General features: G+C 42.2%; 23 protein-coding genes. 10 read left to right on the top strand and 13 right to left on the bottom strand.

All coding sequences use genetic code 11. The features are described 5' to 3' along the window. The first annotated feature begins 38 nt into the window (after positions 1-38). Genes ACZ5C4_RS01525 through ACZ5C4_RS01515 form a run of 3 tightly spaced genes read left to right on the top strand, consistent with a single transcriptional unit; the run spans position 39 to position 4580 of the window. Positions 39-2414, top strand: a complete 2376-nt coding sequence (locus ACZ5C4_RS01525) for an endonuclease MutS2 (RefSeq protein ID WP_464519504.1) — start codon at positions 39-41, stop codon at positions 2412-2414. Between the two features lie 36 nt (positions 2415-2450). Continuing rightward, on the top strand, positions 2451-3152 hold the full coding sequence (locus tag ACZ5C4_RS01520; protein ID WP_464519503.1) for a response regulator: 702 nt from the start codon (positions 2451-2453) through the stop codon (positions 3150-3152). A 24-nt stretch (positions 3153-3176) separates the two neighbouring features. Then, entirely contained in the window at positions 3177-4580 is a 1404-nt protein-coding gene (locus tag ACZ5C4_RS01515) for a sensor histidine kinase (RefSeq protein ID WP_464519502.1), read from the top strand. Between the two features lie 92 nt (positions 4581-4672). On the opposite strand, the gene ACZ5C4_RS01510 is transcribed toward ACZ5C4_RS01515, so the two are convergent. From ACZ5C4_RS01510 to ACZ5C4_RS01470, 9 genes are all read right to left on the bottom strand, one after another. Continuing rightward, positions 4673-5284: a DeoR/GlpR family DNA-binding transcription regulator gene (locus ACZ5C4_RS01510; protein WP_464519501.1), complete on the bottom strand. Its 612-nt coding sequence runs from the start codon at positions 5282-5284 to the stop codon at positions 4673-4675. Between the two features lie 114 nt (positions 5285-5398). Further along, on the bottom strand, positions 5399-6043 hold the full coding sequence (locus ACZ5C4_RS01505; protein WP_464519500.1) for a hypothetical protein: 645 nt from the start codon (positions 6041-6043) through the stop codon (positions 5399-5401). A gap of 16 nt (positions 6044-6059) precedes the next feature. Then, on the bottom strand, positions 6060-8213 hold the full coding sequence (locus tag ACZ5C4_RS01500) for a hydantoinase/oxoprolinase family protein (RefSeq protein WP_464519499.1): 2154 nt from the start codon (positions 8211-8213) through the stop codon (positions 6060-6062). Positions 8214-8239: 26 nt separating this feature from the next. Further along, entirely contained in the window at positions 8240-8566 is a 327-nt protein-coding gene (locus tag ACZ5C4_RS01495) for a hypothetical protein (protein WP_464519498.1), read from the bottom strand. Further along, complete coding sequence (locus tag ACZ5C4_RS01490; RefSeq protein WP_464519497.1) at positions 8548-9552, bottom strand: hypothetical protein; 1005 nt, start codon at positions 9550-9552, stop codon at positions 8548-8550. The genes ACZ5C4_RS01495 and ACZ5C4_RS01490 overlap by 19 nt, the downstream gene beginning before the upstream one ends. A 43-nt stretch (positions 9553-9595) precedes the next feature. Next, positions 9596-10057, bottom strand: a complete 462-nt coding sequence (locus tag ACZ5C4_RS01485; RefSeq protein ID WP_464519496.1) for a MaoC family dehydratase — start codon at positions 10055-10057, stop codon at positions 9596-9598. Positions 10058-10062: 5 nt separating this feature from the next. Then, positions 10063-11196: a CaiB/BaiF CoA transferase family protein gene (locus ACZ5C4_RS01480; RefSeq protein WP_464519495.1), complete on the bottom strand. Its 1134-nt coding sequence runs from the start codon at positions 11194-11196 to the stop codon at positions 10063-10065. After that, positions 11193-12353, bottom strand: coding sequence for a CaiB/BaiF CoA transferase family protein (locus ACZ5C4_RS01475; protein WP_464519494.1), 1161 nt, complete (start codon positions 12351-12353; stop codon positions 11193-11195). Before ACZ5C4_RS01475 ends, ACZ5C4_RS01480 begins: the two co-directional genes overlap by 4 nt. After that, a complete protein-coding gene (locus ACZ5C4_RS01470; protein WP_464519493.1) occupies positions 12350-13501 on the bottom strand; it encodes an extracellular solute-binding protein in 1152 nt (383 codons plus the stop codon). Before ACZ5C4_RS01470 ends, ACZ5C4_RS01475 begins: the two co-directional genes overlap by 4 nt. 355 nt (positions 13502-13856) lie before the next feature. Between ACZ5C4_RS01470 and ACZ5C4_RS01465 the strand changes: the two genes are divergently transcribed. Beyond that, positions 13857-14744: a dihydrodipicolinate synthase family protein gene (locus ACZ5C4_RS01465; RefSeq protein ID WP_464519492.1), complete on the top strand. Its 888-nt coding sequence runs from the start codon at positions 13857-13859 to the stop codon at positions 14742-14744. Between the two features lie 358 nt (positions 14745-15102). Next, a complete protein-coding gene (locus ACZ5C4_RS01460; protein WP_464519491.1) occupies positions 15103-15798 on the top strand; it encodes a FadR/GntR family transcriptional regulator in 696 nt (231 codons plus the stop codon). A 134-nt stretch (positions 15799-15932) separates the two neighbouring features. Here the strand turns inward: ACZ5C4_RS01460 and ACZ5C4_RS01455 are convergent, their stop codons facing one another. Further along, positions 15933-17096 (bottom strand): substrate-binding domain-containing protein, encoded by a 1164-nt coding sequence (locus ACZ5C4_RS01455; protein WP_464519490.1) that lies wholly within the window; start codon positions 17094-17096, stop codon positions 15933-15935. A gap of 262 nt (positions 17097-17358) precedes the next feature. On the opposite strand from ACZ5C4_RS01455, the gene ACZ5C4_RS01450 reads away from it, so the two are divergent. Continuing rightward, complete coding sequence (locus tag ACZ5C4_RS01450; RefSeq protein ID WP_009244075.1) at positions 17359-17529, top strand: DUF362 domain-containing protein; 171 nt, start codon at positions 17359-17361, stop codon at positions 17527-17529. Between the two features lie 112 nt (positions 17530-17641). On the opposite strand, the gene ACZ5C4_RS01445 is transcribed toward ACZ5C4_RS01450, so the two are convergent. From ACZ5C4_RS01445 to ACZ5C4_RS01435, 3 genes are read right to left on the bottom strand one after another with little or no spacing between them, the layout of a single operon-like run. Next, a complete protein-coding gene (locus tag ACZ5C4_RS01445; RefSeq protein WP_464519489.1) occupies positions 17642-18859 on the bottom strand; it encodes an MFS transporter in 1218 nt (405 codons plus the stop codon). A 14-nt stretch (positions 18860-18873) separates the two neighbouring features. Beyond that, the gene (locus ACZ5C4_RS01440; protein ID WP_464519488.1) at positions 18874-20121 is read right to left on the bottom strand and encodes an alpha/beta hydrolase family protein; all 1248 of its coding nucleotides are present in this window, start codon (positions 20119-20121) and stop codon (positions 18874-18876) included. Positions 20122-20167: 46 nt separating this feature from the next. Beyond that, positions 20168-21355: an enolase C-terminal domain-like protein gene (locus ACZ5C4_RS01435; protein ID WP_464519487.1), complete on the bottom strand. Its 1188-nt coding sequence runs from the start codon at positions 21353-21355 to the stop codon at positions 20168-20170. A gap of 266 nt (positions 21356-21621) precedes the next feature. Here ACZ5C4_RS01435 and ACZ5C4_RS01430 point away from each other — a divergent pair, with 266 nt between their 5' ends. From ACZ5C4_RS01430 to ACZ5C4_RS01415, 4 genes are all read left to right on the top strand, one after another. Further along, a complete protein-coding gene (locus ACZ5C4_RS01430) occupies positions 21622-22503 on the top strand; it encodes a MurR/RpiR family transcriptional regulator (RefSeq protein WP_464519486.1) in 882 nt (293 codons plus the stop codon). 185 nt (positions 22504-22688) lie between these two features. After that, positions 22689-23075 (top strand): cupin domain-containing protein, encoded by a 387-nt coding sequence (locus ACZ5C4_RS01425; protein WP_464519485.1) that lies wholly within the window; start codon positions 22689-22691, stop codon positions 23073-23075. Positions 23076-23095: 20 nt separating this feature from the next. Then, positions 23096-24226 (top strand): M24 family metallopeptidase, encoded by a 1131-nt coding sequence (locus ACZ5C4_RS01420; protein WP_464519484.1) that lies wholly within the window; start codon positions 23096-23098, stop codon positions 24224-24226. A gap of 14 nt (positions 24227-24240) precedes the next feature. Further along, positions 24241-24624 (top strand): cupin domain-containing protein, encoded by a 384-nt coding sequence (locus tag ACZ5C4_RS01415; protein ID WP_464519483.1) that lies wholly within the window; start codon positions 24241-24243, stop codon positions 24622-24624. The last annotated feature ends 18 nt before the right edge of the window (positions 24625-24642 follow it).

Here is a 24642-nt window from a genome sequence, read left to right as displayed (position 1 = left end):
GAGTAGATTTAAAGCTATGAAATGAAAAGGTGTAAAATATGAACCAGAAAACATTAAATAAACTGGAATACGATAAAATCACATTGCTGCTCGAAGAACAAGCTTCTTCTTTTCGCGGGAAACAGCTCTGCCGCCGTTTAAAGCCAATGACGGATATAGATAAAATCAACACATACCAGGAACAAACCGCCGCTGCATTTACACGCATCATCAAAAAGGGCCGTCCTTCCTTCGGAGACGCCTCCCCCGTAGAGGAATCCATGAAGCGTCTGGAAATCGGTGGTGCATTGGGAAGCGGGGAACTCCTGCGCATCTGCCGTTTGCTGCAGGGTGCCGCACGTGTGAAATCTTACGGCAGGCACGACACACAGGAGGAGTCATCAGACTGCCTGGACAATTATTTTGATGGTCTGGAGCCTCTCACCCTGCTTTCCGGTGAAATTGAACGCTGTATTCTCTCCGAGGAGGAAATCAGCGATGACGCCAGCAGCACATTAAGAAGTATCCGGCGGAGTATGGAATCCATCAACGGCAAAATACACGCTACGTTAAATAATCTGGTAAATGGTTCTCTCCGCACGTATCTGCAGGATCCTATCATTACCATGCGTGGTGATCGCTATTGCCTTCCCGTAAAAGCGGAATACAGAGGACAGGTACATGGGCTTATACACGATCAGTCCTCCACCGGTTCCACCTTATTTATCGAGCCAATGGCGGTTGTAAAATTAAATAATGACTTAAAAGAGCTCTATGCAAAAGAGCAGGAGGAAATACAGGTTATCTTATCCCGTCTAAGTGAAGAAGCGGCTTCTTATATAGAAGAAATCCGTACAGACTACAGAATTCTTACGGACTTAGATTTCATCTTCGCAAGGGGTTCCTTAGCTTTATCCATGAACGCAAGCCGTCCACTTTTAAATACAGAAGGCAGAATTCATATACGGGAAGGGCGCCATCCACTTTTGCATACGCAGAAGGTGGTTCCCATCACCGTTTCTCTGGGAGAAGATTTTTCCCTGCTTATCATCACCGGTCCAAATACCGGCGGAAAAACGGTATCTTTAAAAACGGTCGGGCTTTTTACATTGATGGGACAGGCAGGTCTTCACATTCCCGCCTCCGACAGAAGTGAGCTTGCCGTTTTCCACCAGGTTTACGCGGATATAGGAGATGAACAGAGCATTGAACAGAGTCTGAGTACTTTTTCGTCCCATATGACAAACATTGTATCCTTCTTAAAGAAGGTAGACAGCCATTCGCTCGTATTGTTCGACGAATTGGGAGCAGGTACTGATCCTACGGAGGGAGCAGCCCTGGCAATCGCGATCCTCTCTCATCTTCACAAACGCCAAATCCGTACCATGGCAACCACACATTACAGCGAATTGAAGGTATACGCGCTCTCTACAGACGGCGTAGAAAATGCCTGCTGTGAATTCGACGTGGAAAGTCTGCGCCCGACTTACCGTCTCTTAATCGGAATTCCAGGGAAAAGTAATGCATTTGCAATTTCAGGAAAGCTGGGACTTCCGGACTATATCATTGAGGATGCAAAAAAAAGATTAAGTGAGCAGGATGTTTCCTTCGAAGATCTCTTATCTGATCTAGAAGCAAGCAGACATACGATAGAAAAAGAACGGGAAGAAATCGCGGCCTACAAACGGGAGATTGAGGCGCTGAAAACAAAGACTCTCCAAAAACAAGAGAAATTAGAGGATCAAAAAAATCGAATTATTCGTGAAGCAAATGAGAAAGCCGCCGCTATCCTGCGTGATGCGAAAGAGGTTGCAGACGAGACTATAAAAAATTTCCGTAAATTCGGGAAGGAAAATATCTCAGCAGCGGAAATGGAAAAGGAACGTGAACGGCTGCGCCAGAAAATAAAAGCTACTGCCTCTTCCTCCTCCATACAGATACAAAAGCCACAGAAAATATACAAGCCTTCCGACTTCAAGCTTGGAGAATCTGTAAAGGTATTGAGTATGAATCTGACAGGAACCATTTGTTCTCTCCCCGATTCCCGTCAAACTGTAACCGTACAGATGGGCATTCTACGTTCTCAGGTTCCCCTCTCTGACTTAGAGATCATCGAAGAGCCTGTATCCTATACGGCTAAAAATATGAAGCGGACAAATAAAGGAAAACTCAAAATGAGCAAATCTCTGTCCGTCAGTCCGGAAATCAATCTTTTGGGAAAAACTGTGGATGAGGCGGTTATGGAACTGGACAAATACCTGGATGATGCCCTTTTGTCTCATTTAAATACCGTCCGGGTTGTACACGGCAAAGGCACAGGCGCTCTGCGAAAAGGTATCCACGAATATCTCCGCCGCCAAAGACATGTCAAATCTTACCGTCTTGGTGAGTTTGGCGAAGGAGATGCCGGTGTTACGATTGTAGAGTTAAAATAAAAGTCAAAACAATAAAATAATCATAAGGAGGCTGCTATGATAGGAAAACAGAGAATTCTAATTGTAGATGATGACGAGAATATTGCAGAGCTTATCTCTCTTTATCTCACAAAAGAATGTTTTGATACAAAAATGGTTTACAATGGCGAGGACGCCCTGACAGCGTTCGAAACTTACCGTCCTAATCTCATTCTACTCGATTTGATGCTGCCTGGCATCGACGGATACCAGGTTTGCCGGGAAATACGCGCAAAATCTTCCACGCCGATCATCATGCTGTCAGCAAAAGGCGAGGTATTTGACAAGGTTTTAGGATTAGAATTAGGTGCTGACGACTATATTATGAAGCCCTTTGACTCCAAAGAAATGGTGGCGCGCGTCCGCGCTGTGCTTCGCCGTTACCAGCCCGCTAAAACAGAAGAGCCCAAGAAAGAAAAGACAAAATGCGTAGAGTATGAGGATCTGGTTATCAATCTTACCAACTATTCCGTTCTCTGTGATGGAAAACCCGTCGACATGCCTCCCAAAGAGTTAGAACTGCTATATTTCCTCGCTGCTTCCCCAAACCAGGTGTTTACAAGGGAGCAACTGCTGGATCGCATCTGGGGATATGAATATATCGGAGATACTCGAACAGTAGACGTCCATATCAAGCGTCTGCGCGAAAAAATCAAGGATCATCCCACCTGGAGCTTAAGCACTGTGTGGGGAATCGGTTATAAATTTGAAGCAAAATAAAAAACCGGCAAAGGAAGTTGCTCTATGAAAAGTACTCTGTACTTAAAATTTATTATTATATATATTATATTTGGTTTTTTAAGCATCTTTGCGACTGCCACACTCTCTCCACAGCTAATCAAGGATCGCCTGGAAGAAAATACCTCCCAGACATTGTTTAAGGAGGCGAATCTGATTGCCACTGAGTATCTGCCGTCCTATTTTTCAGGAAATATGACTTCCTGGTCCGTCCACTCCCAATTAAAGGCAATGAAGCTCTACCTGAATGCCTCTCTGTGGTTTGTAGACAAAGACGGCGTGCTGATTACTTCTTCTAATTTAGAAAGTAATACTTACCCTGAATGCATTGAGGACTTTGATCCTGCAGAAATCGGAAATAATCAGTATATTATCGGGGACTACCACGGTTACTTTGATGAAGATGTGATTACTGTCATGGCGCCCGTAACACAGGGCTTCACAACCAAAGGGTATTTGCTCATACACAGCCCTGTCACTTCTATCGATACTACCTGCAGCAGCCTGATGTTCACCATCTATATTACTTTGCTCGTGATTTATATTCTTTCTTTTATCTTTCTGCTCGGCTTTCACTTCTTCGTATTTAGGCCTCTCGCACAGGTTTCGGAAGCAGCCAAGCAGTATGCACTGGGAAATCTGGATTACGAGATTCCGGTTTATACCCATGACGAGATGGGGTATTTATCCGCTTCTTTGAATTATATGTCTTCCCAGCTAAAGGATATGGAGGATTACCAGAAAAAGTTCGTGGCAAATGTCTCCCACGATTTTCGTTCTCCTCTCACCTCCATCAAAGGATATATAGAGGCAATGACAGACGGAACAATTCCTCCTAATCTGCATGAAAAATATCTGAAAATCATTTTATTTGAGACAGAACGGCTGACAGATCTGACACATGACCTGCTCACCCTGAATGAATTTGACACAAAAGAGCTGCTTTTAGACAAAACCTCTTTTGACATACAGGAAGTCATTAAAAACACTGCCGCCTCTTTTGAAGGAGCCTGTACGGCAAAGCACGTATCCATACAGCTTCTTCTCCTTCCTGATGTTCCAAAGGTCTATGCAGATAAACGCAAAATCCAGCAGGTTTTATACAATCTGGTAGACAATGCTGTTAAATTTAGTGAAAATGAATCTTCTGTCATCATAGAGGTAACTCAAAAAAATGATAAGATTTTTGTCTCTGTCAAAGACTCCGGCATTGGAATCCCCAGAAAAGAACTCAACAAGATCTGGGAACGCTTCTATAAGTCCGATCTTTCGCGCGGCAAAGACAAAAAAGGAACCGGTCTCGGGCTGTCCATTGTCAAAGAAATCATCTCCGCCCACGACGAACATATCAATGTCATCAGTACAGAAGGGGTAGGAACTGAATTTATATTTTCTCTGAGCAAGGCTTAACTGTTGTGTTGGACATCCAGTCGGGCACCTTCAGAATGTCAAAGAACCCCTATTAGGCAAATAGAGGTTCTTTTTTTCATATCATGTTATTTCTATATCCTAAAGGATACACCGTAATTTATTCCCTTCGAAATGGTCGGCTTTGCCCGATAAGATATGCCTTTTTCACACATACCTGGATACAGGCACTGTACTTTATTCTTTTCAAAAATATTTTCCCACTCCCTGTCAGGCTTTCTGTCTGTCACCACAGTAGTCATTTCACGAAGTGTACCGATACCGGCAAAAGCTGTCTTTTCAAATTTTTCACTCTCAACAGCCAGAATCTTTTCTTTCGCCGCGGCCAGCATCATTTTCCTGCTGTTTGCATAGTACATGTCTGCATCTGTAATTTCTGCAGAAAGAGCAATTCCATCGCAGGAGATAATTGCTTTATCTACCCGATACCCCTGCAGTGTCCTGTCTGTATAAGGCCCGACAAATGCATGGCTTTTGCTGGACAGAGTTCCGCCTGTAAGCAGAACTCTCCAGCCAGGTTTCTTCACTATCTGAAAAGCAACTGATGCAGAATTTGTGATAACAGTAAGACCTTTTTTATCTAAAAGCCTGACAATCTCCAGAGCAATACCGCTGGCATCCAGCATGATACTGTCCCCCTCTGCGATCAGATTATTTATGATTTCCGCAATTCTCTTCTGTTTCATGTTCCGCATTTTCTTTCCCTTATCTCCATCAATTTCACTGCTTTCTGAAACTATGCCTGATACAGACTTGAGTAATGCACACAGCTTCATTTGTTCATGCTATTCGCTTAGGAATCAAAGTTTCATAATGTCTTCTATAATTTTTTCCGCCGTTTCTTTTTTATACTCATACAATCCGATAATTCCCAGTATATACGGATGAAAATCTATTTTCTGCATTTGTCTGGCAAATTCATATGCTGCAATTTCACCGGCGCTCTCTGGGGATATTTTCTTTTTGATAAAGGGAAGAGGCTTCACCTCGTAAGTGATTCCGGCGTTTTCGAGATGATCCTCTATATCCTCAAAGTGGTGGTACAGCTCATGGTAAAACAAAACGTCCCACACCTTGAAGTCGCCTAATCCCGCGCGCAAAAGTTCTTTTTTCTGTTCTAAAACCTCCAGCAGCCTTTTCGATATCAGGATATTTCCGTCGTGGTACTCTGCAAAATTTATGGAATCCGGCATGATAAATTCTTTGTCTTCCGCGTCTTTTACATTTAATCCGTACTTCCTGATAAGCTCATTTATATCTGCTCCTTCAGTCAATATCTCAAAAGCCTTTCTACGGCCGGCTTCTTTTGCTTTCTGTACGATACTGGCACACATCTCTTCTGTGTAATGTCTGTAAAACATATCCTGCCGTAAAATATAGGCGTCCCATTTTTCTTCCGGTATGGTTTTTAAATAGGAAATCACATCTCCCTGTATGCTGTCCAACGTCATAGCCTCCTGATTAAATCGCCTGTCTGATACCGATCATGATCGCGGTTTCGCCTGCCGGCATTCCGCTGATCTCTGCATTGATGATACCGATTCCTTGCTCTAAGTTCGATACGCCGGACACCTCGATAATTCTTCCGCCTACTACGATAAACAGATCCGGACAAATGATGACATCTCCCTTGTAAGTACTCAGTTCGTCAAACAGCTTTTTGAAATCTGCTTCCAGAGCTCCTATCGTAGAATCCATCACAGTGCCCTGCGCTGTCTGCAGCTTGATAAAGCCCTTCTGATCCAGAACGCGGATCGCATGTGTCACCTTTGCTTTTCTGCCCAGCTTCTTTTCTGGACGCTCCTGTGTGTATACGTACATTGCGTCGGTCTTTCCTGCAAGCTCTATCTTCTGCCCTTTGTTTCCAAAGCTTTCCTCGGCGATTTTTTTCGCCTCTTTTTCGTCTACCGCCTTCATCATATCGGTTGTCTTCACTTCTGTAGAACCCATTGCCGATACAGAGACTCTCTGTTTCTGATTATCAATTTCCACTACTGTTTCAATACTGTCCGGAGCAGCTCCCAGCTTGATTACCGATTCTACCGCTTCTCTTCGGATTGCTGTAATATCCGCCTCCGTAGGATTCGGGATAATACGCTCTACCGTATCTCTCACCATTGCCAGCGCTACGCCAATAGAGGAAATAACATCCGCATTCTGCGGGATTTTATACTTGATGTTCATCGCCTGCCCCATGAACGGAATGAGGGCGGCAGCTCCACCGCCGCAGCCTACAAGCACTGCCTGATCGGAATCTAACTTGTACTCGGCAATCAGTTCTTCTACGACCGGTATCAGCTTTGCACACGCAGTGCTCAAAATCTGGCGCGCCGCCTCTTCAACTGAAACGCCAAGATAATCTGCCAGTGGCTTCATTGCCTTTTTCGCAGCTGCCTGATTTCCATGTGCATAAAATTCAGGGCTGGTAAGTCCCAGAACATTTGCCGCACACGTATTTGTAATCGTATAGCTCTTTCCGTTTTTACAGCGGATCGCACAATAATCAGACGGATCCCCCTTCTTTGGTGTTACAAAATACAATTCTGGCTCCTCAATATCCTTCTCGTCAGCAAATGCACTGTACGGCAGGCCTGCGATATGGGCGCTTCTCGGCCCTACATCTACCAGTTTTCCATGATCTGCACGTACCATACTGCCCCCTGCCACGCCAAGAACACGTACATCCAATGAATTGACATATGTCCTGTAGCCAGCCAGTTCTGCATGGCGGATCGTCGGCCTTCCATTTTTGATTACGCCAATATTTGTACTCGTACCGCCTACCTCAAAATAAATACCTACAGACGCACGCAGATACATCAGCGCGCCGACAACACTGGCAGTCGGCCCCGACATCATGGATAGAATCGGACGCTTTCTCATCTCCTCAATGCTCATAACGCCCCCGTCTCCTCTCATAATCATAAGAGGCGCCTGTATCCCTGTTGCCTTTACGCTATTTTCTGTAGAATTTGCCGTATCCAGCATCTTCGGAAGAATACTCGCATTCACGGCTGCGGTACGGGTTCTGGTCGTCAATCCGTAAAGCTTGCTGATCTCGGACGCCTGTGTTACGTTCAGCCCTTCTTCTTTTGCTACTTTCGCGATCAGTTTTTCTCCTTCGCCGTCGTCTACGCCGTACACTTCAGAGGCAACAATGATTTCTGCACCCTCTGCCCTCATAGACTGAATTGCCTTGCGTACAGACGCTTCATTTAAATTCTGTTTGTCGATGTAACGGGTATGTGTTTCTATATACCTTCCTGTTACAAGAGGAAGGTTCCCCAATTTTGTCTGGCTCTTTATAAGAAGAGAGGAAAGCCCTTTTCCTCCTGTCGCGATAATACCGACATGCGCTACGTCGCCTTCCAGCAGAGCGTTGGTCGCCTGTGTCGTACTGTGTGCCAGAAAGATTACATCCTCCGGATTGATCTCATTGTCTTTCAGGCATTTCTGAAAACATTCTACTACGCCCGCAGCAACGCCCTGTTCACTGTCATGTGTAGTCGGTACCTGCACCTTACCAATAATCTCAAATGTGTCGTTGTCTATTGCAACCGCTTTTGTATGAGTTCCGCCTACATCTATTCCCATACGTACTTTTCTTTTACTCATAGCTCCTCCTTTTTACCCATGCCCTTTTATCCATGCATATAATACAAAATTCCAAGTATGACGATACCATATATCCAACTGATCGGCAGTGCCGTCTTGATAAATTCAAACGGCTTTACCTTCGCATAAGAACAAGTCCATACATTCGTTGAATTTGTCGGATCCACAGCACTGTAAATAGAGTTTCCTGCGAAACATAATAGCCACAGATAAGTAACCGGAACTGCACCTACGGCGAAAATCGTCGCATAAATCGCCGCACCGGCTCCAGCTAGAGCCAAAGGTCCACGATACATAAACAAAGGAACTAATACGAGCATAAAAATGGTGATTCCTAATGTTGTTTCAGGCAACACCCCCCCCCCAGGGTATTTTGCAGAACCGGCCTGATTGCGGATGCTCCGCTTGCCACTGTATATGCACATGCCATATACATAATCATCCCTGCTGATTCGCCTGCCCCTGTTTTAAAAGTTTTGCTGATCATCGGGAAGATACGGATCTTTCTATATGTAATCTTAGCGGTAAGAATTGCATAAAGAACACCGATGATAAATGCAGCGAAAATATTTACCTTGAACGCCATCATCAGGATCACCGGAATGATCGTTGCAATGCAGACATACCATGGAACAAACGTAACCTCATCGCTGTCAGAAGTTTTCACCGCCCAGCTCTTTACTTTTCTTACTTTCTTTGCCTTCTTCTTCGTAGATAAGCTATACATAAATAGAACACCTGCAATGCTAACTACGACGCCCACTCCAAATGCAACAAACGCATACGGTGTCCACGGGGATGTCATAGTCTCTGGAATTTCATCTATGTAGGAGAGAAGCCCTCTCATAACAACGTACTGTGAAACGTTTAGAAGCTGTGCTACCGCGATAGATACTCCGTATGCCACGATTGAGATTCTAGACGGAATCCCGAGAGAAATCATAACCGGGAGCACAATAACACCGACCGCGATCGCTGGTCCGATACTATATAGAGAAGTAAACATAACACTGACAACAATCATAATGATCGCAATCAGAATCTTCGGATTATCTCCGCCCAGCTCGACCGCTGTCCTTATAATTGTCTTTACAATTCCGGTCTGTATCATAACTTGCGCGAACCATGAACCGAATATGATGGTCATAAACGAAACCGCCTGCGCGTTGAACTGTCCTGAAATCAGATCGTTTAACACTCCCTGAAGGTTCATACCTCCCAGGACTGCCCACAAAATACCTGTCCCCAGTAAGACCAGAGAAGGATTATACCCCTTCACAAGGGCAACTATCATAACTACATATGAAATCAAAAAAAGCGCTAATAAAACGTTATTCATATTTGTTTTCCTTTTCCTTTCAGTTTTTTATTGATTTCCACCCTTATGCTTCTGTACCATGAAATTCTTTCTTATCACACAGCATCAGATGATCCGCTACCAGACATAATTCTTCTTTCTGGTTATATACCTGAACGTTTTCTACGACAAATCCTTTATCCGGATGTTTCGGGCTGTCATATTTTTCTTTCAGTACAACTTTTACCTTTATCGTATCTCCGATAAATACCGGACGGATAAAACGCAGCTTGTCATATCCGTAAGAAAATGCCGCCGGATTAATCAGCGTTGCCGTCATACCTACTCCTACGCTGAATATCAAAGTTCCGTGCGCGATTCTCTGTCCGAAATCCGTCGTCTTGCACCACTCTGCATCCATATGATGCGGAAAAAAGTCCCCCGTCTGTCCGGCATGGAGAACAATATCCGTTTCCGTTATCGTCCTTCCTGTTGTCTCCCGTACAGAGCCAATCTCATAATCCTCATAGTAAATAGCTTTCTCCAATTCCTTTACCTCCTTATATATTTTTCATTATCCTGTCCTATAGAGGGAACAGGTTTTTCACTGTAGTAACGTTCCCCGTCAAATTTTATCGGGCAGCTTGTTGTCTTAAATATTTCTTTTCCATCTCTATATATTCCCTGCAGCATACCTAACTGCTTAAAGCCTTCTGTCTCAAACAATTCTTTCCAGTTCAGCACTTTCGCACACCATATGTCTGCCTTCTCCAGAATAGATAACCAATGGTCTGCCGTTTCACGCATGAGATGTTCTTTTAAAATGCCTTTGATTTCATCTCGCTTCGTCGCCCATTCACTTTCATCTGTGTATTTTGTCAACGCTTCACATCCGAGCAGCTCTCCCAACACAACAATCGAGCACATAGCGAGCGCAAGATACCCTTCTTTCGTCTCATAAATCCCGTAAGGCGCTGAAATATAGGCATTCGCATTATTGACGGCGCTTCGGACCGGAAGCTCATGTCCGTCGTTTAAATAGGTCGTAAGCACTTCAAACTGAATATCCAATATAGATTCCAGCAAATTTACTTGAATATAAGCCCCCTGCCCCGTCTGCTCACGCCGTATCAATGCCGCCAGAATTCCCTGTACCAAATGTTGTCCTGCAAACATGTCCGCCAACGACAGTCCAAGCGGCGTCGGTGCGTCCTCTTTATTTCCGTTTAAATATGGCAGTCCGGAAATGCACTGTGCCAGTAAATCTTGTCCCGGTTTCGTACTCCACGGGCCGGTTTGTCCGTAGCCACTCACTTCTCCGTATATCAATCTGGGATTTACTTGTTTTACCTGTTCATAAGAAAGACCCAATTTCTCTGCCACGCCCGGACGGAAACTAAAGATTGCCACATCCGCTTCCTGAAGCAGCTTCTTTAAGATTTCTGCATTTTCCTCCGCCTTCAGATCCAGCGCAATACTGTCTTTATTGCGATTGACAGCACAAAATAACGGGCTTTCTCCCTCTATTGTGCAGTTAGGCACATATAAATCCCGACAGCCGTCTCCTTTGCCGGGACGCTCTATCTTCACTACTTCAGCGCCTAAATCTGCCAGTCTCAGTGTAGAGGAAGGCCCTGCCAGATATTGACTGAAATCGAGTATTTTTATTCCCTCAAGTGGTTTCATGCCAGTCCCTCCTTTTCCAGCTCAAATTCTTGTTTTATTCTGTCTGTGTCTTCATCTAAATCCGGAGCTTTCTTAGAAGAATAGTATGCCTCTCCATCCACTTTAATCGGACATCTAAGCGTGCGGATCGTTCTGCCGTCTCTGAAATCCAAATCCTGCAGGAAATTCAATGCTTGGAATCCTTCCGTGTTCAGCAGTGTTTCCCATGTATACACGTCGGAGCACCAATAATCTTCTTTTTCCAGTATTTCCAGCCAGTGAGCAGTTGTATTGGTAACGAGCTTATCCCCTATCAACTGTTTAATTTCATCTCGTTTCTGGAACGTATCCTCGTAGTCATTGAATTGTGCAAGCTCTGGAATATTCAGGTATCCTGCAAGCGCCTTTAAGCTTCCCTTCGAAAGAGCGATATAACCGTCCTGTGTCTTATACACTCCATACGGCGCAGCCAGATACGCATGCGCGTTATTATAATTCGCCCTGACCGGCAGCTTCCCTCCGTCGTTTAAATAGGTGGTAATCCCTTCAAACTGCATATCGATCGCCGACTCAATAAGGCTTGTTTCCACCAGCGCGCCTTTTCCTGTCTTACATCTTCTAAACAGAGCCGCCAGAATCCCTTCTGCCAAATGTACTCCTGTATAGGAATCTACGACTGACAAGCTAAATGGAGTCGGAGGATTCTCTCCATTTCCGTTCAGCCAGGTAAGTCCTGACATAGACTGGACAAGCAGATCCTGTCCCGGTTTTCTCACCCAGGGACCCTCTGCTCCATATCCCGTAATTGTTCCATATACCAATCTCGGATTTATTTTCTTAACCGACTCATAATCTAACTGGTTTTTCTTCATAACACCGGGACGAAAATTCTCAATCAGAACGTCCGCCATTGCAATTAATTTTTTTACAATTTCTAAATCTTCCGGATCTTTTATGTTTGCGCAAAAACTTTCTTTATTGCGGTTGATCGTATGAAATAATACGCTGTTGTCATCTATTACCAGATTTTTCAAAGACATTTTCCGGCAGTTGTCTCCGCCGCCCGGTCTTTCTATCTTAATTACCCTTGCTCCCATGTCCGCCAGACGAAGAGAACATGACGGCCCTGCCAGATACTGGCTAAAATCCAGGACAAGGATTCCCTCTAATGGCTTCATGCATCCACCTCCATTGATTTCCTGTAGAGTGTATTCATATTTTCCAGAACTTCTGCCGGATTTCCTCCGTTCATCAGATACTCACGCACATAGCTGCCTGCATGATCCTGGAAATACAGATACCCGCTGTATCTTGGACGTAAATAGGATTCATCCAGCGTCCTGAGAGTATCTTTAAAGAAATCCAGACTTCTTCTGTTACATTCTTCATCCAGCCATGCTGCACGGTGTCCCGGCTGGCCGCCCGCCTCAAAGAACAATGTTCTTTGAATCAGAGGCGATACTGCATATTCTGCAAATTTCACCGCCGTCTCTTTATTTTCACATGCCGCTGAGACAGCAAGACCTGTACCGCCCAGTACTGTATGTAAATGTTCTCCTTTATATGACACTACATCGCACGCTTTCAAAAGGTGCTTTGCATACCCTTCCTTAGAATAATTGGTATAACCATATGCAAAAGGACAGTATGCATATTTTTCCTCAGAAGAAAGCGCTTCATGCACCGCAATCGGATCCCAGTCAAAAATTTCCTTTGTACACAGAGAAGAAAGTCTTCTCATCTCCTCGAGAACCGCACAGCCGTCTTCTCTGCCGATTACTTCTTCTCCATTGAACATCGTATAGCCTGCGGTTATACCAAACATATAAAAATCCATCAAAAGATTGATCGGAATTCCCGCATATATAACCTTTCCTTTTTTCGCCAGCTCCAAAACCTCTTCAAATGTCTCCGGTACCTTTTCTCCTGTTGTCTCAAAGTAATCCGGTCTGTACACTGCAATCGGCGTCGCCGCATCAATTGGCAGAGCGCTTAAAAACCCGTCAAAGTCATAGCTGATATAAGATTTTCCGACGGAATTTTCTTCCTGATCCTTTAAGTACTCTGCGCTTAAATATTTCTGAAGCGGGAGTAAAATCCCATGCTTTGCAGCAAACCCAGCCCAGGGATGATCAATAATAAGCAGGTCATACCGCTTAGAAAGCTCTTCAATCGGAGCATCTGCAAATTCTTGCAACGAACGCTTTTCCCAAGTAATCTCCACGTCTTTATTCAACTCCATGAATCTCTGTGAAACTGCTACAATAGACGTATACCCTCTGCTATGTGCCCATGTAATTCCTTTTAATATCTTCTTTTCTTCCATTGTCCACTCCATTTATTGTTTGTTTTATTTTTAACTATTGGTAGTACCAATTTTATTTTATTAAGATTATGCACTTCATCCATTTTATTGTCAATACGAACAATTATACAAAATATTATTCTATTTTATGTGCATTTTTAACTATTGATTTTATTTCTCTCAACAAATATACTGATATAAAGGTGTGAAATTGGTTATACCATATACTTATTTTAATTAATACATTTTCATTTTTCTTTTTTATATAAATTATAATCAATTTGGTATAGCCAATTTTTTCATTTTTTTATTGCATATAAAAATTTCAAAGTTTATAATTAGAGTTAAGATTTATAGAAGAAAGGGATAGAGAGTTATGATAAGCCGAAAAGAAATGATCTCCGCGTCAATCACGATTTTTGATGAAAACAATCGTATTGACGATGCAGAGATGCAAAAGCTGTGGAAAAAGAATATAAAAGAAGGAGCAGACGGATTTTTTATAGGCGGAAGTGTCGGAGAATGTTTTCTTCTCTCTACAGAAGAACGTATTCACATGTTTGAGCTTGCTAGCAATACACTCCATGATCTCGATATCTACGCACATGTCGGCTCTATCAGTACAGATCATGCAATCGAAATGGCAAAAGCTGCTCTTTCCTGCGGTATAAAACACATCGCTTCTACACCGCCTTTTTATTTCGCATTTACAACAAAGGAACTGGCGCATTATTATTACGATTTAGCGGAAGCAGTAGGAAGACCTGTTCTGTATTACGATATTCCTTCCAGCACACATGCTGATTTGAACACAGATGATGCAGAAATTCGGGCACTATTAAAATCTGGTGCTATCGGAATGATCAAACACACCAATCTGCAATCTTATAGAATGAAACGTATCAAGGCAATCAATCCGGATATTAAAATTATGGGCGGTTTTGAAAGCCGTATGATTCCTATGCTGAATTACCACTGTGACGGCTTTATCGGCAGTACCTTTAATTTCATGCTGCCACAGTATAATAAAATCGTAGAATTATATGAAACTCCTAAAAAAAGTGAAATTTATAAAATCATTTCCGCTTCGACCGATATTCTCCAGGTTCTTCTCAACGTGGGTCTACCTGCTTCCATCAAATATATTCTCGGGCGCCAGGGAATACATGCTGGTAATGTTCGCCGGCCTCTGCTTCCTCTCAACGATACAGCAAAAGCAAAGCTGGATGCAGTAATAGACAAAAAATTAATTTATAACAATTAAGTACACGGCCGATGAAATTAAGTAGTTCATACTTTAAAGCTGAACACTTATGCATCGGCTACTTTTTTGTATCAGTTCAGCCATCTGTTAGCAGGAGACGGATTTATGCTTGCATAAGAATCCGGCGACTGATATACAGATGAGCAAAGCGCCCGTCAATGAGTAAAACAGTGGCGGCAGCCACAATAAGCACGAAGTGCGGTTTTATGAATGGCGCGGGCTGAACTGATACTTTTTTAAACAATTTTATTGCCCGTCCGCTTATAGCTGTGTTAAAATATTTATATTTGAGTATAACTATTTTTATTTTTTATTATCAATACACATTCTATACCTGATTACTTGAGGAGATTTTATAATGAGCAATGAAACAAACAAAACAACTGCTTCAGACAAAGTGATCGAAAGCATTGCACAGATGATTGTATCCGGCGAGGTAAAGTCTGGTGAAAAGCTTCTTACAGAGAGGGCTTTTGCCGAAAAATATAAAGTTACACGCAGCTGTGTCAGAGAGGCAATCCGAGCCCTCGCATTGATCGGAATGGTAAATATACACCCTGGGGGCGGCACATATGTAGCTGATAATAATTCTGACATTCCAGAAGAAACCGTACTTTGGATGTATCATCAAAATCTAAACCAGTTTGATGAGATCTATACAGCGCGGGAGCTCATCGAAACCGAAGTTTACCTGGAATGCTTTGATCAAATGAATGAGGAAATCCGCGACTACGTTACACAGGCTCGGGAAGAGTTGCTCAACTTAAATACCGATACAATAACCGGCAGCCAGATGGAACACTTGTTAGCTGATATTGATCTGCATATCGGAAAATACTGCGGCAATAGTATTATGAATAAGCTGCTTCAGACAACACTCGCTTTGCGTAAGGAGCTTTCCATCAAAATTTTAAGCCTTACAAGCTCCAGAGAAAGCGCTGTTCTTTACCGCTGTAAGGTTTTGACCGCCCTTTTGCAAAAGGATAAGAAGGTATTAAAAGATGCGCTCAAACGTTTCTTTATGAATTCTGAAAAAGAACTAAATATCAAATAAAAGAAAACACTGTAGAATATAAAACGTCGAAACGAAGATTTGACTATTCTAAAATAAAAATACGTCTTGTGTCAGAGCTAAAGCCCTTATACAAGACGTATTCTTTGTATTTTTCAGTCGGTCATCACTTATATTTACTCATACAGCATATCTTTGATCGAATCCTGCTCCATATTCTCCTGTGTTACCCAGATATACCCTGTATTTACTACCGCCTCATTTCCTATCTCAAGTGCACTCCTCGCCGCAGCTATTACCGAGGAATATCCAATGCCAAACGGATTCTGCACTACCAGACCTTTTATCTCTCCGCTTTCCAGAGCTTTCAACTGTGACTCGCCTGCGTCAAATCCCATAACCACTACGTTCTCTGTATTTTCCATCTGTCTTAACGTCGTAACAATCAACTGCGTAGCCGTAATATTGGTTCCAAAGCACCCCTTTACTTCCGGATGCTTATCCAAATAATACTGGATCACATCTTCATCACTCAGGCTGTCTGCCGTGATTTCCGCCTCTTCTTCTCCTTTTTCGGCGTTCATCTCCTCTGCAGCAGTCTTCTTCATCTCATCGAGCTGATCACAATAGATCGTCTCTGCAATCGTCACATTTGGATGATTTGCCGCTATCTCCGCCTTAAAGCTTTCCTCGCGCTCCTTTGCCGTACTGGATATAGAATCATGGACGAAAAGCACAACCTCCCCTTCATCCTCTATCTCATCACAGAGCTTGTATGCGCCTGTCTTTGCCGCATCCGCATTGTCTGTCTTACAGGTGCATTGTATACCCTGATAAGCATTCCCCGAATCAAGTGCAATAATCGGTATTCCGTTTTCTGCCGCAAGATCAAATTGAACCGTTGAGGCAGATTCATCTATGCTTGCAATACCGAGGGCGTCCGGATACCTTGCAAGCTCTTCATCTAGTATATTCACCTGCTCATCAATATTCTCTACGCTGTCCGGCGCATTATATGTCACCTTTATTTTGTCTTCCCCACTGTATCCCAGTGCCGCGTTCAAATCCTCAGCCGCCTGTTCAACACCTGCCTGTACCGTTTTCCAATAAGCAGAGCTGTCGTCCTTTCCAATAATAGAAATATAAGAACCAGGCTCAAGCTCCAGACCGTCAGCATCTCTGTATGCCGCCGGAGAAATCGCATTCAGGTTCGCCTGATATGCCGGCTCCTTCGTCTTGTCTCCCGTAAAAGGATTTCCTCCATTATCCGAGCCACACCCTCCTAAAATGCCTGTTATACAAACGGCAAGCGATGTGAGTATAACAAATCTCTTTTTCATTTTGCAGCCTCCAGTATTTTAACCCCAACTTTATATTCGTTCTCCTGATACGATATACCCCAAAGGGCACACACTACCTATATACAATACACGAAACTTTTGGAAAAAGAAAGGAAATTTTTCTTAATTTTTTATTAGTAACTATTTCTTTGTACTTAATTTAGAGCACAAAACTGCTTGTATATTTATTTTAATTGTATTAGAATGAGGGTAACAATAGTAAGTATATGCTGTTGTAAATTTATAAAGGAGGTACATACTCATGGCACACGTAATTAGTGATGAATGTGTAAGCTGTGGTTCTTGCGAAGGCGAATGTCCAGTAGGCGCTATTTCCGAAGGCGATGGCAAATATGAAATCGACGCTGATGCATGCGTAGATTGTGGGGCATGTGAGGCTGCCTGTCCAACAGGTGCTATCTCAGCAGAATAATAATAAATAAATCGCAAAGTGATCACAAGCAGAAGAGGCAGAGAAGATTTTCTCCGCCTCTTTCTATATTTTGCATATCCTTTTTACATATAGTTTTTCATCTGTAGTTTGCTCACTTCTCCACTTTCTCAGCCACAAAGTCTGATTCAAGCTTTCCAATCTTTCTACGCGACAAGAAAAGAAGGACGAGAACAATAAAAAATGGAATCGTCATAATGCGCCACATGTTTACATATCCAAAAGTATCCGCCACAACTCCGGCAATCAACGGACCGAATAAACTTCCTAAGTCTTGACCGATATAATTTGTACTACTTGCCGCCCCTCTTTTATCTGATTTGCAGCACTTCATAGCCAACGCTTGAATCGTCGGTTGTGTCGCTCCAAAGCCAAATGCTACAACTGCTCCTGCAAGAATAATTATCCATATATTGCTTGCAGCTGAAATCATAAAGAATGTAACAATACAAAGAATTACATTAATTATCGTTACCTTGACAAAACCGAAGCGATCTACCATTTTCCCAATAAACGGGCGTGCCACTAAAAGAGCTACTGCATATGCTGTTGTGTGTAATCCTGCATTTCCTGCAATATGCTGTTCATCACAAAATACAATTAAGAAAGAACCAATCGAGCAGTACCCAAGATACAATATACCAATAAACGAAGCTGGAAGCAGAGCATCTTTTGTAATAATATTGGACAGCTTAATTTCCACTTTTTTCTTTTCATGGGGTTCTCCGGAGTCAATTTTCATAAAGCAGGTAATAATCACTGCCAAAAGCATAAGCCCCGCGCCTAATCCAAATGCAAAATGATACCCTACCATATCCGCAAGCTGTACGCCTAATGCCGCACCAAATAATTGCGGAATTGATTGTGCTGTCCAGAATACTCCCATTCCGGCACTTAACTTTTCCTTTGGAAGCGTCTGCGTCGCCGCCACAGTAAAACAAGTGGAGGTAAACGCCTGTCCCAGTCCCTGTATCATTCTAAAGACAAGCATTTCTGTCGCACTCGTAGAAATTGCATACCCGGCATAGGAAATACACATTACAACCAATGCAAAAATTAAAACACTTTTTTTCTTAAACGTATCGATTACTGGTCCTGAAAAAATCTTGCAGGCAAGCGCTACAATGGCAAAACTGCTGGATACCAGTCCTATAATTGTCGCAGAACCGCCCAGATAATTTGTGTATCTCGAAATAAGTGGATTTACCAATTTTTGTCCCACTGACATTGCCAGATAAGATATAAATACACACGTAAATCCCAGATTCCATATTTTCATTTGTACATTACTCACTGTTTTTTCTTTACCCATGGAAACCCCTCCATTCATTCCCTTTGACTATCATTATTTTTATATTCTTCTTCTACGATTTTTCCCGTCGCCCTATCTCTGCGGAACTGTTTAAAAAAGTCCCATGTCAGTTGTCCTGTTGTAACCGGCCAGCAGTGAGGAGAATTCTCCACTACTACGTACCTGAACGCATCGATACCGTCTTTGTTGTAAATATCTGCCATATAGTGTTTATAACCGTAAAGATATTCTATCTTTTCTCTGTCGCCGTAGAAACCAAGTACATGATGTAATTCTGTATCTGGATTTTCTAAATAAGAAATACATGTTTTGGCATCTCTTTCTTCACATCCCAATGAATGCATTCTTTTATTCAATCGGGTTATCATCCATTCATGGATATCCGCCCCTTCCGGAGGTACTGGCATATCACTAAACCTTCTGCGTCCTCCATGAATTCGAGTAGGATCTCTGTCGTCATCTCTGCGGGGATCTTTCCACGGTTCCATATCCCTTTCTTTCCCCCAGTCTTTACGGGGATGCCAATTATTGACTGGCGCAAATCCAGACGCCTCATATTGCCCAACTATCTGCATAAATGGGACAAATGTATCCGTTAATTTTTTTATTTCTTCCTCTGTATATGGGACGTTAAAACTGTCATAATCTCTCCAAATATCACACCCGCATGGTGCCACTGCCGTCAGTCGCGACGGTATCCGAAAATATGTAGACGTCACCTGATACCCTCCAGCAGAATGTCCTATCATATAAATCCGTTCTGTATCAAGAGGATATTTCTCCGCAATGATATTTAGTATACGGTCTGTATTAGTCCAACGTGTATCTTGTGCATACATGACCATAATCCGTTCTTTAGCTGCTACAAAAGGCATACCACATACAAACTCATCTTCTCCTATTGCATGAGAACCGCCATGATTTACTATCACAAGGGGAAATTTTCGCCCATTCTTACCCTCCTTTTCTATCTCTTTCGGAGAAATCAGAAGCCACCTCGTATAGTAATCTTCATTTTCAAACATTTCCCTGTTGAGTCCCATCTTTTCATAATATTTTGTAATGGGCGCCCCTGTAGGGTCTTCTTCATACATATAGCCAAGTTCTTTTAGTTTCTTATATATCAAACCATATTTACTTTTTATAAAACCATCGATATCCGCCGGGCCATTATGAGAATATCTAAGGCAGCTTAATTCCGCCTCAAATTTCCATCCACTATCAGGAATCTCTGCATCTAACAAAAAATCTAATTGCTCCATCTTTCTTTGCCTCCTTGTACTTGAATATCCATTCATCTTATCCTTCTTACCATGTATGTATACTGCCATCTTTTTGTCTGCAAATAGGAAGGTAGGCTTTTCGAAATGGATACAGCGCCGCCGCATCCTCATCTATGTCGCACCCAATTCCCGGCCGTTCTTCCATTACGAGCCATCCGTCCTGATATATCGGCCCGCCTGATACTACATCTTTAATCAAATCATCAACTGTTCCATCTTCTTGGATTCCAAAATTATATTCCGATATATTCAGATGCCAATTCACTGCATGTGTAATCGGTGATACATCATTTGGTCCATGCCATGCCATTTTCGTATCATATGTTTCTGCCAACGCCGCAATTTTACGTGCTTCTGTGATTCCACCGACTCGAATCACATCACACCTTAAATAATCCACCCATTTTCCAGTTAAAGCAGGAAGACATTCCCATCTACTTTTATACAATTCCCCAAATGCAAGAGGAACACATGTTTTTTCTCTGATATAGCGCAGGCTTTCCACACAGTCCGGAGCGATCGGATCTTCAATAAAGTATGGATTATATGGTTCTAATTGGCGGATAACGCGAACTGCTCTGTCCGGGCTAAAACGCTCATGTAAATCATATATAATGCCTGTTGCTTCACCAACTGCTTCTCTGACTCTGGCAAAGTATTCTACTGTACGTTCCAGTTCTTCTTCCGAATCCCAATTTTCTACAAACGGTGTCATCTGTTCTTCATTTACGCCTAATGTTCCTTTTGCAGCCGGAGCTCCTACCCGCAGTCGTATTACCTGAATTTGTCTTGAACGTACATAATCCGCTATCTTTTCTTTTGCATTTTCTGTATCATCCAAAAAGATATGTGAATAACACAGCACTTTATTACGTACTTTTCCCCCTAACAATGCATATAGTGGCTTATTGGCACTCTTTCCCAGAATATCCCACAACGCCATATCAATCCCACTAAGCGCGCTCATTTCTACGTTGCCTCCCCGCCAGTACGAGCCTCGGTAGGCGAGCTGCCAGAAATCTTCGATCTGCTCGGGGTTTCTTCCAATAAGCATAGGAGCCAGATATACATCTATAAGCGTTGCAACCGCACGTTCTCTACCGTTTAAGGATGCATCTCCCACTCCATATATTCCAGAATCTGTGTAAATTTTTACAAAGAGATAATTCTGGCGGGGAGATGTAAGAATCGTTTTTACCTGAGTAATCTTCATAATCTTTTAACCCTTTTAACCTATATATTTATTCAGAATTTCTTAGAAGAAAAATGGCCGTTTTTCTATAGTTAATGTTGTACCAAAAGCCTACAAAATTGTAAACTTAAAACCTTCCATATTACAACACTTTCCAAAATCATATGACTTTTTTTGCAAAAAATTCGATTTTACCCTAAAGTTCTGCTATCACATCTTCTTCACAAATACTTATAAAATCGTGTTATAATATACATAGTTTCAGAAACAGACGGGAGGGAATATAAATGGATATACAACAAAATATGGAAATATTTTCAAAAAACAAAGATGTAGAATATGTAGGAAGAATTAAAACCTCCTACTCCTCCTTTTCTAAAGCACAGAAACGAATTGCCAACTATATTCTAAATAATCAGGAAATAGTCGCTAAAAGTTCCATCACTATGATTGCTAAAAAAACCGGAACAGCTCCTTCTACCGTCACTCGTTTCTGTCAAGCCTTATCCTACAGAGGTTTTAATGAGTTAAAAGTTTATGTAGAGAAAAATCTTCTCCCGCCTCTCACCGCCGATTCTATTATAAACAAACATGATGGTTTACATGTAATTATGCAGAAGCTTACAAAGAGTTCCTATAATGCTATCTTTGACACCCTGCGTACTTTAGATCCAAAAAGCTTGATTCGCACTGTAAATGCTATTCAGTCGGCAGGTAAACTCGTCTTTTTCGGTCAAAGTGGCGGGTACATCTCCGCCCTGTACGCGCAGCAGTTATTACTTAGAGTCAATATATCCAGTATTGTTGCCAATGATGTAGTCGACATGAAGCTGATTGCAAACACCATGAAAAAAGGGGATGTTGCCATAGGTATTGCTTACAGCGGTGAAGCTCATTCTGTCATCAACGCCTTAAATATTGCGAAAAAAAATAAGGCTTCTGTCATTGTTATCACAGCCACTCCTAACTCTACAATGGCTAAAATGGCTGATGAAAAGCTGCTATATAGTTATAATATTCCCGATGACCTGCAATACTCTCATCTTGCAAGTATCTGTGAAATTGAAATTATCGGTTCTATCCAGGCTGAAATTCTTAGACGCCCTATGTCTGTTGACAAGGTAGAAGCCTGTAAAAAAGTGGTTCTTTCCAGTCGTAAAAAGAAATAGCCCATTATCTGTACCATGCAGAAAGTTACTCTTTTTCTGTCCAGGTACAGATATTTTTTATGAAAATCGAATAATTTGCAGAAAAATATTTTCAAGATAGAAACTATTGCAATTCTGTTATTTTTATATTGTGTCCGAATGCCTTTTGATGTATTTTAAAGAAGAATTTTAACAGGAGGTTTATTATGGACAAACGATTCCTCGAAATTATTCCCTGCACGCAGGCAGGTTATCATCCCCTTGTATATTTTGACGGGTGGCGTGTTGCCTTTCTCAATGATACTCCCAAATTTCATAGAGAAAACGTACATGAAATGCAACGGCACACCACTTCTGATGAAGTTTTCCTGCTCCTTAACGGTTCCTGTACTTTGTATACAGGTGATGGAAAAGGAAAAGATGCAGGCAATATAACCAGTACACCAATGGTTCCTCTCTGTCTGTATAATATTAAAGCCGGCGTCTGGCATACCCACATAACAGCGCCTGGCACAACTTTGGCTATTATAGAAAATGCAGATGTTTCGTCTGATAACACAGACACTGCTTTTGTAGTTCTGCCCGATAAGTAAAAAGGAGGTTACTGTAAATTATGAAGCGTTATTCCGAACTTTTTAAAGATAAAGGGTATCCTATTTTAATCTCTTCATCCCAGAATATCTTTTATATATCAGGATTTTCTACAACTGCCAAAAGACCTGCACAGATTGGGCCAAACTGCCTTCTTATGTTTCCCGAAAAGACCTTCTTTATCATTCCGCTAAACTGGCAGTCTTACATAGAAGACGATATTAAAAAGAACCCTATTTCATTCGGTGACATACAGCTTATTCCCTATACCGAAGGTATTACCGGTCTTGCGAAACAAATTTCTAATCTTTTGACAGATTCCTTTAAAAACCGCCAGATTCTCGGTTTTGAAAAGGACGGCATGGAATTGGAACTTTATTTAGAACTTACCGAACAGTTCAAGCATTTTATAAAACCAATACAATGGCAGGACATTTCGCTTTCATTAAAGCAAGCGCGAAAGCGAAAATCTCCGGAGGAAATACAAGCTCTTAGGGACTCTGCAAGAATAGCCTGCAATGCCATGGAGGAGATCAGAGGCAAGATACGTCCGGGCACAACAGAACTTGAACTTACAGCAGAACTAGAATATTCTATGCGAAAAAACGGTTCTGATGGCGTTCCTTTTACCGCTAAGGTATTGTCAGGAGAGAATGCAGTTAGAACAGTCAACCTTCCAAGTAACCGTATAATTCAAGAATATGACATGGTTCTTCTGGACTTTGGAGCTACCGTAAATGGGTATGCTTCCGATTGGACACGTACATTTGCTGTGGGTTCCGCACGGCAAGAGCAGCTTGAACTCTATCGCCTAGTATGGGATATAGAGCGTTTTCTTATCGAACTTATTCGTCCCGGAATTACATTTTATCAACTGTTCGACCGTGCCTATCAGATTCTAGAAGGCCACACATATGCCCAATGGTTCCATCCTTATCTGGGGCATAGTATTGGTATATGTAGCCAGGAATATCCGCCTATTATTCCTGAATCTGAAGAAATTTTAGAAGAAAATATGGTAATTACCGTAGAACCCGGTATCTACATTCCTGGAGTTGGTGGTCTGCGAATCGAAGATGAGGTACTCGTAACCGCAAACACCCACGATATTCTGACCGGTCTGCAAAGAGAAGAATTTGTTATCAAAATATAAAAGGAGGCGCTATTATGGTAGTTCAAAACTGGCGAAATGTTTCACCTACTATTGTTCATAACTATGGAATTGATTATAAACTTTTAAAAGGACAGGCATTTTATGATCCAGCAAAAGAAAATTATTGTATGAAAGGTATGTTATACGTGGCATATGCCATGCTTCAGGAAGGAAAATCTTATGAAGCCCATTCCCATGCCGATCACGAAGAAGTCTATTACATTATTTCTGGGGAAGGGAAAATCACCATAGACGGTGAAACAAAGCCACTCCGCGACGGCGATGCCGTATTTATTCCTGCCGGCAGTACACATTCCATCGGGAATACCGGAAAAGATTTCTTAATTTTTCTTGCATTTTCGGCACAGATAAAGGAAGAAACGCAGGCACTCTTATAGAAAAGCGAGGAATTTACA

The organism is Mediterraneibacter flintii, from assembly GCF_055387595.1.
This window is presented reverse-complemented; position numbering and strand designations above follow the sequence as displayed.

Coding starts and splice junctions, on each gene's coding strand:
- ACZ5C4_RS01525 (WP_464519504.1), top strand. CDS start 39: ATGAACCAGAAAACATTAAATAAACTGGAATACGATAAAATCACATTG.
- ACZ5C4_RS01520 (WP_464519503.1), top strand. CDS start 2,451: ATGATAGGAAAACAGAGAATTCTAATTGTAGATGATGACGAGAATATT.
- ACZ5C4_RS01515 (WP_464519502.1), top strand. CDS start 3,177: ATGAAAAGTACTCTGTACTTAAAATTTATTATTATATATATTATATTT.
- ACZ5C4_RS01510 (WP_464519501.1), bottom strand. CDS start 5,284: ATGAAACAGAAGAGAATTGCGGAAATCATAAATAATCTGATCGCAGAG.
- ACZ5C4_RS01500 (WP_464519499.1), bottom strand. CDS start 8,213: ATGAGTAAAAGAAAAGTACGTATGGGAATAGATGTAGGCGGAACTCAT.
- ACZ5C4_RS01490 (WP_464519497.1), bottom strand. CDS start 9,552: ATGAATAACGTTTTATTAGCGCTTTTTTTGATTTCATATGTAGTTATG.
- ACZ5C4_RS01480 (WP_464519495.1), bottom strand. CDS start 11,196: ATGAAACCACTTGAGGGAATAAAAATACTCGATTTCAGTCAATATCTG.
- ACZ5C4_RS01475 (WP_464519494.1), bottom strand. CDS start 12,353: ATGAAGCCATTAGAGGGAATCCTTGTCCTGGATTTTAGCCAGTATCTG.
- ACZ5C4_RS01470 (WP_464519493.1), bottom strand. CDS start 13,501: ATGGAAGAAAAGAAGATATTAAAAGGAATTACATGGGCACATAGCAGA.
- ACZ5C4_RS01465 (WP_464519492.1), top strand. CDS start 13,857: ATGATAAGCCGAAAAGAAATGATCTCCGCGTCAATCACGATTTTTGAT.
- ACZ5C4_RS01460 (WP_464519491.1), top strand. CDS start 15,103: ATGAGCAATGAAACAAACAAAACAACTGCTTCAGACAAAGTGATCGAA.
- ACZ5C4_RS01455 (WP_464519490.1), bottom strand. CDS start 17,096: ATGAAAAAGAGATTTGTTATACTCACATCGCTTGCCGTTTGTATAACA.
- ACZ5C4_RS01450 (WP_009244075.1), top strand. CDS start 17,359: ATGGCACACGTAATTAGTGATGAATGTGTAAGCTGTGGTTCTTGCGAA.
- ACZ5C4_RS01445 (WP_464519489.1), bottom strand. CDS start 18,859: ATGGGTAAAGAAAAAACAGTGAGTAATGTACAAATGAAAATATGGAAT.
- ACZ5C4_RS01440 (WP_464519488.1), bottom strand. CDS start 20,121: ATGGAGCAATTAGATTTTTTGTTAGATGCAGAGATTCCTGATAGTGGA.
- ACZ5C4_RS01435 (WP_464519487.1), bottom strand. CDS start 21,355: ATGAAGATTACTCAGGTAAAAACGATTCTTACATCTCCCCGCCAGAAT.
- ACZ5C4_RS01430 (WP_464519486.1), top strand. CDS start 21,622: ATGGATATACAACAAAATATGGAAATATTTTCAAAAAACAAAGATGTA.
- ACZ5C4_RS01425 (WP_464519485.1), top strand. CDS start 22,689: ATGGACAAACGATTCCTCGAAATTATTCCCTGCACGCAGGCAGGTTAT.
- ACZ5C4_RS01420 (WP_464519484.1), top strand. CDS start 23,096: ATGAAGCGTTATTCCGAACTTTTTAAAGATAAAGGGTATCCTATTTTA.
- ACZ5C4_RS01415 (WP_464519483.1), top strand. CDS start 24,241: ATGGTAGTTCAAAACTGGCGAAATGTTTCACCTACTATTGTTCATAAC.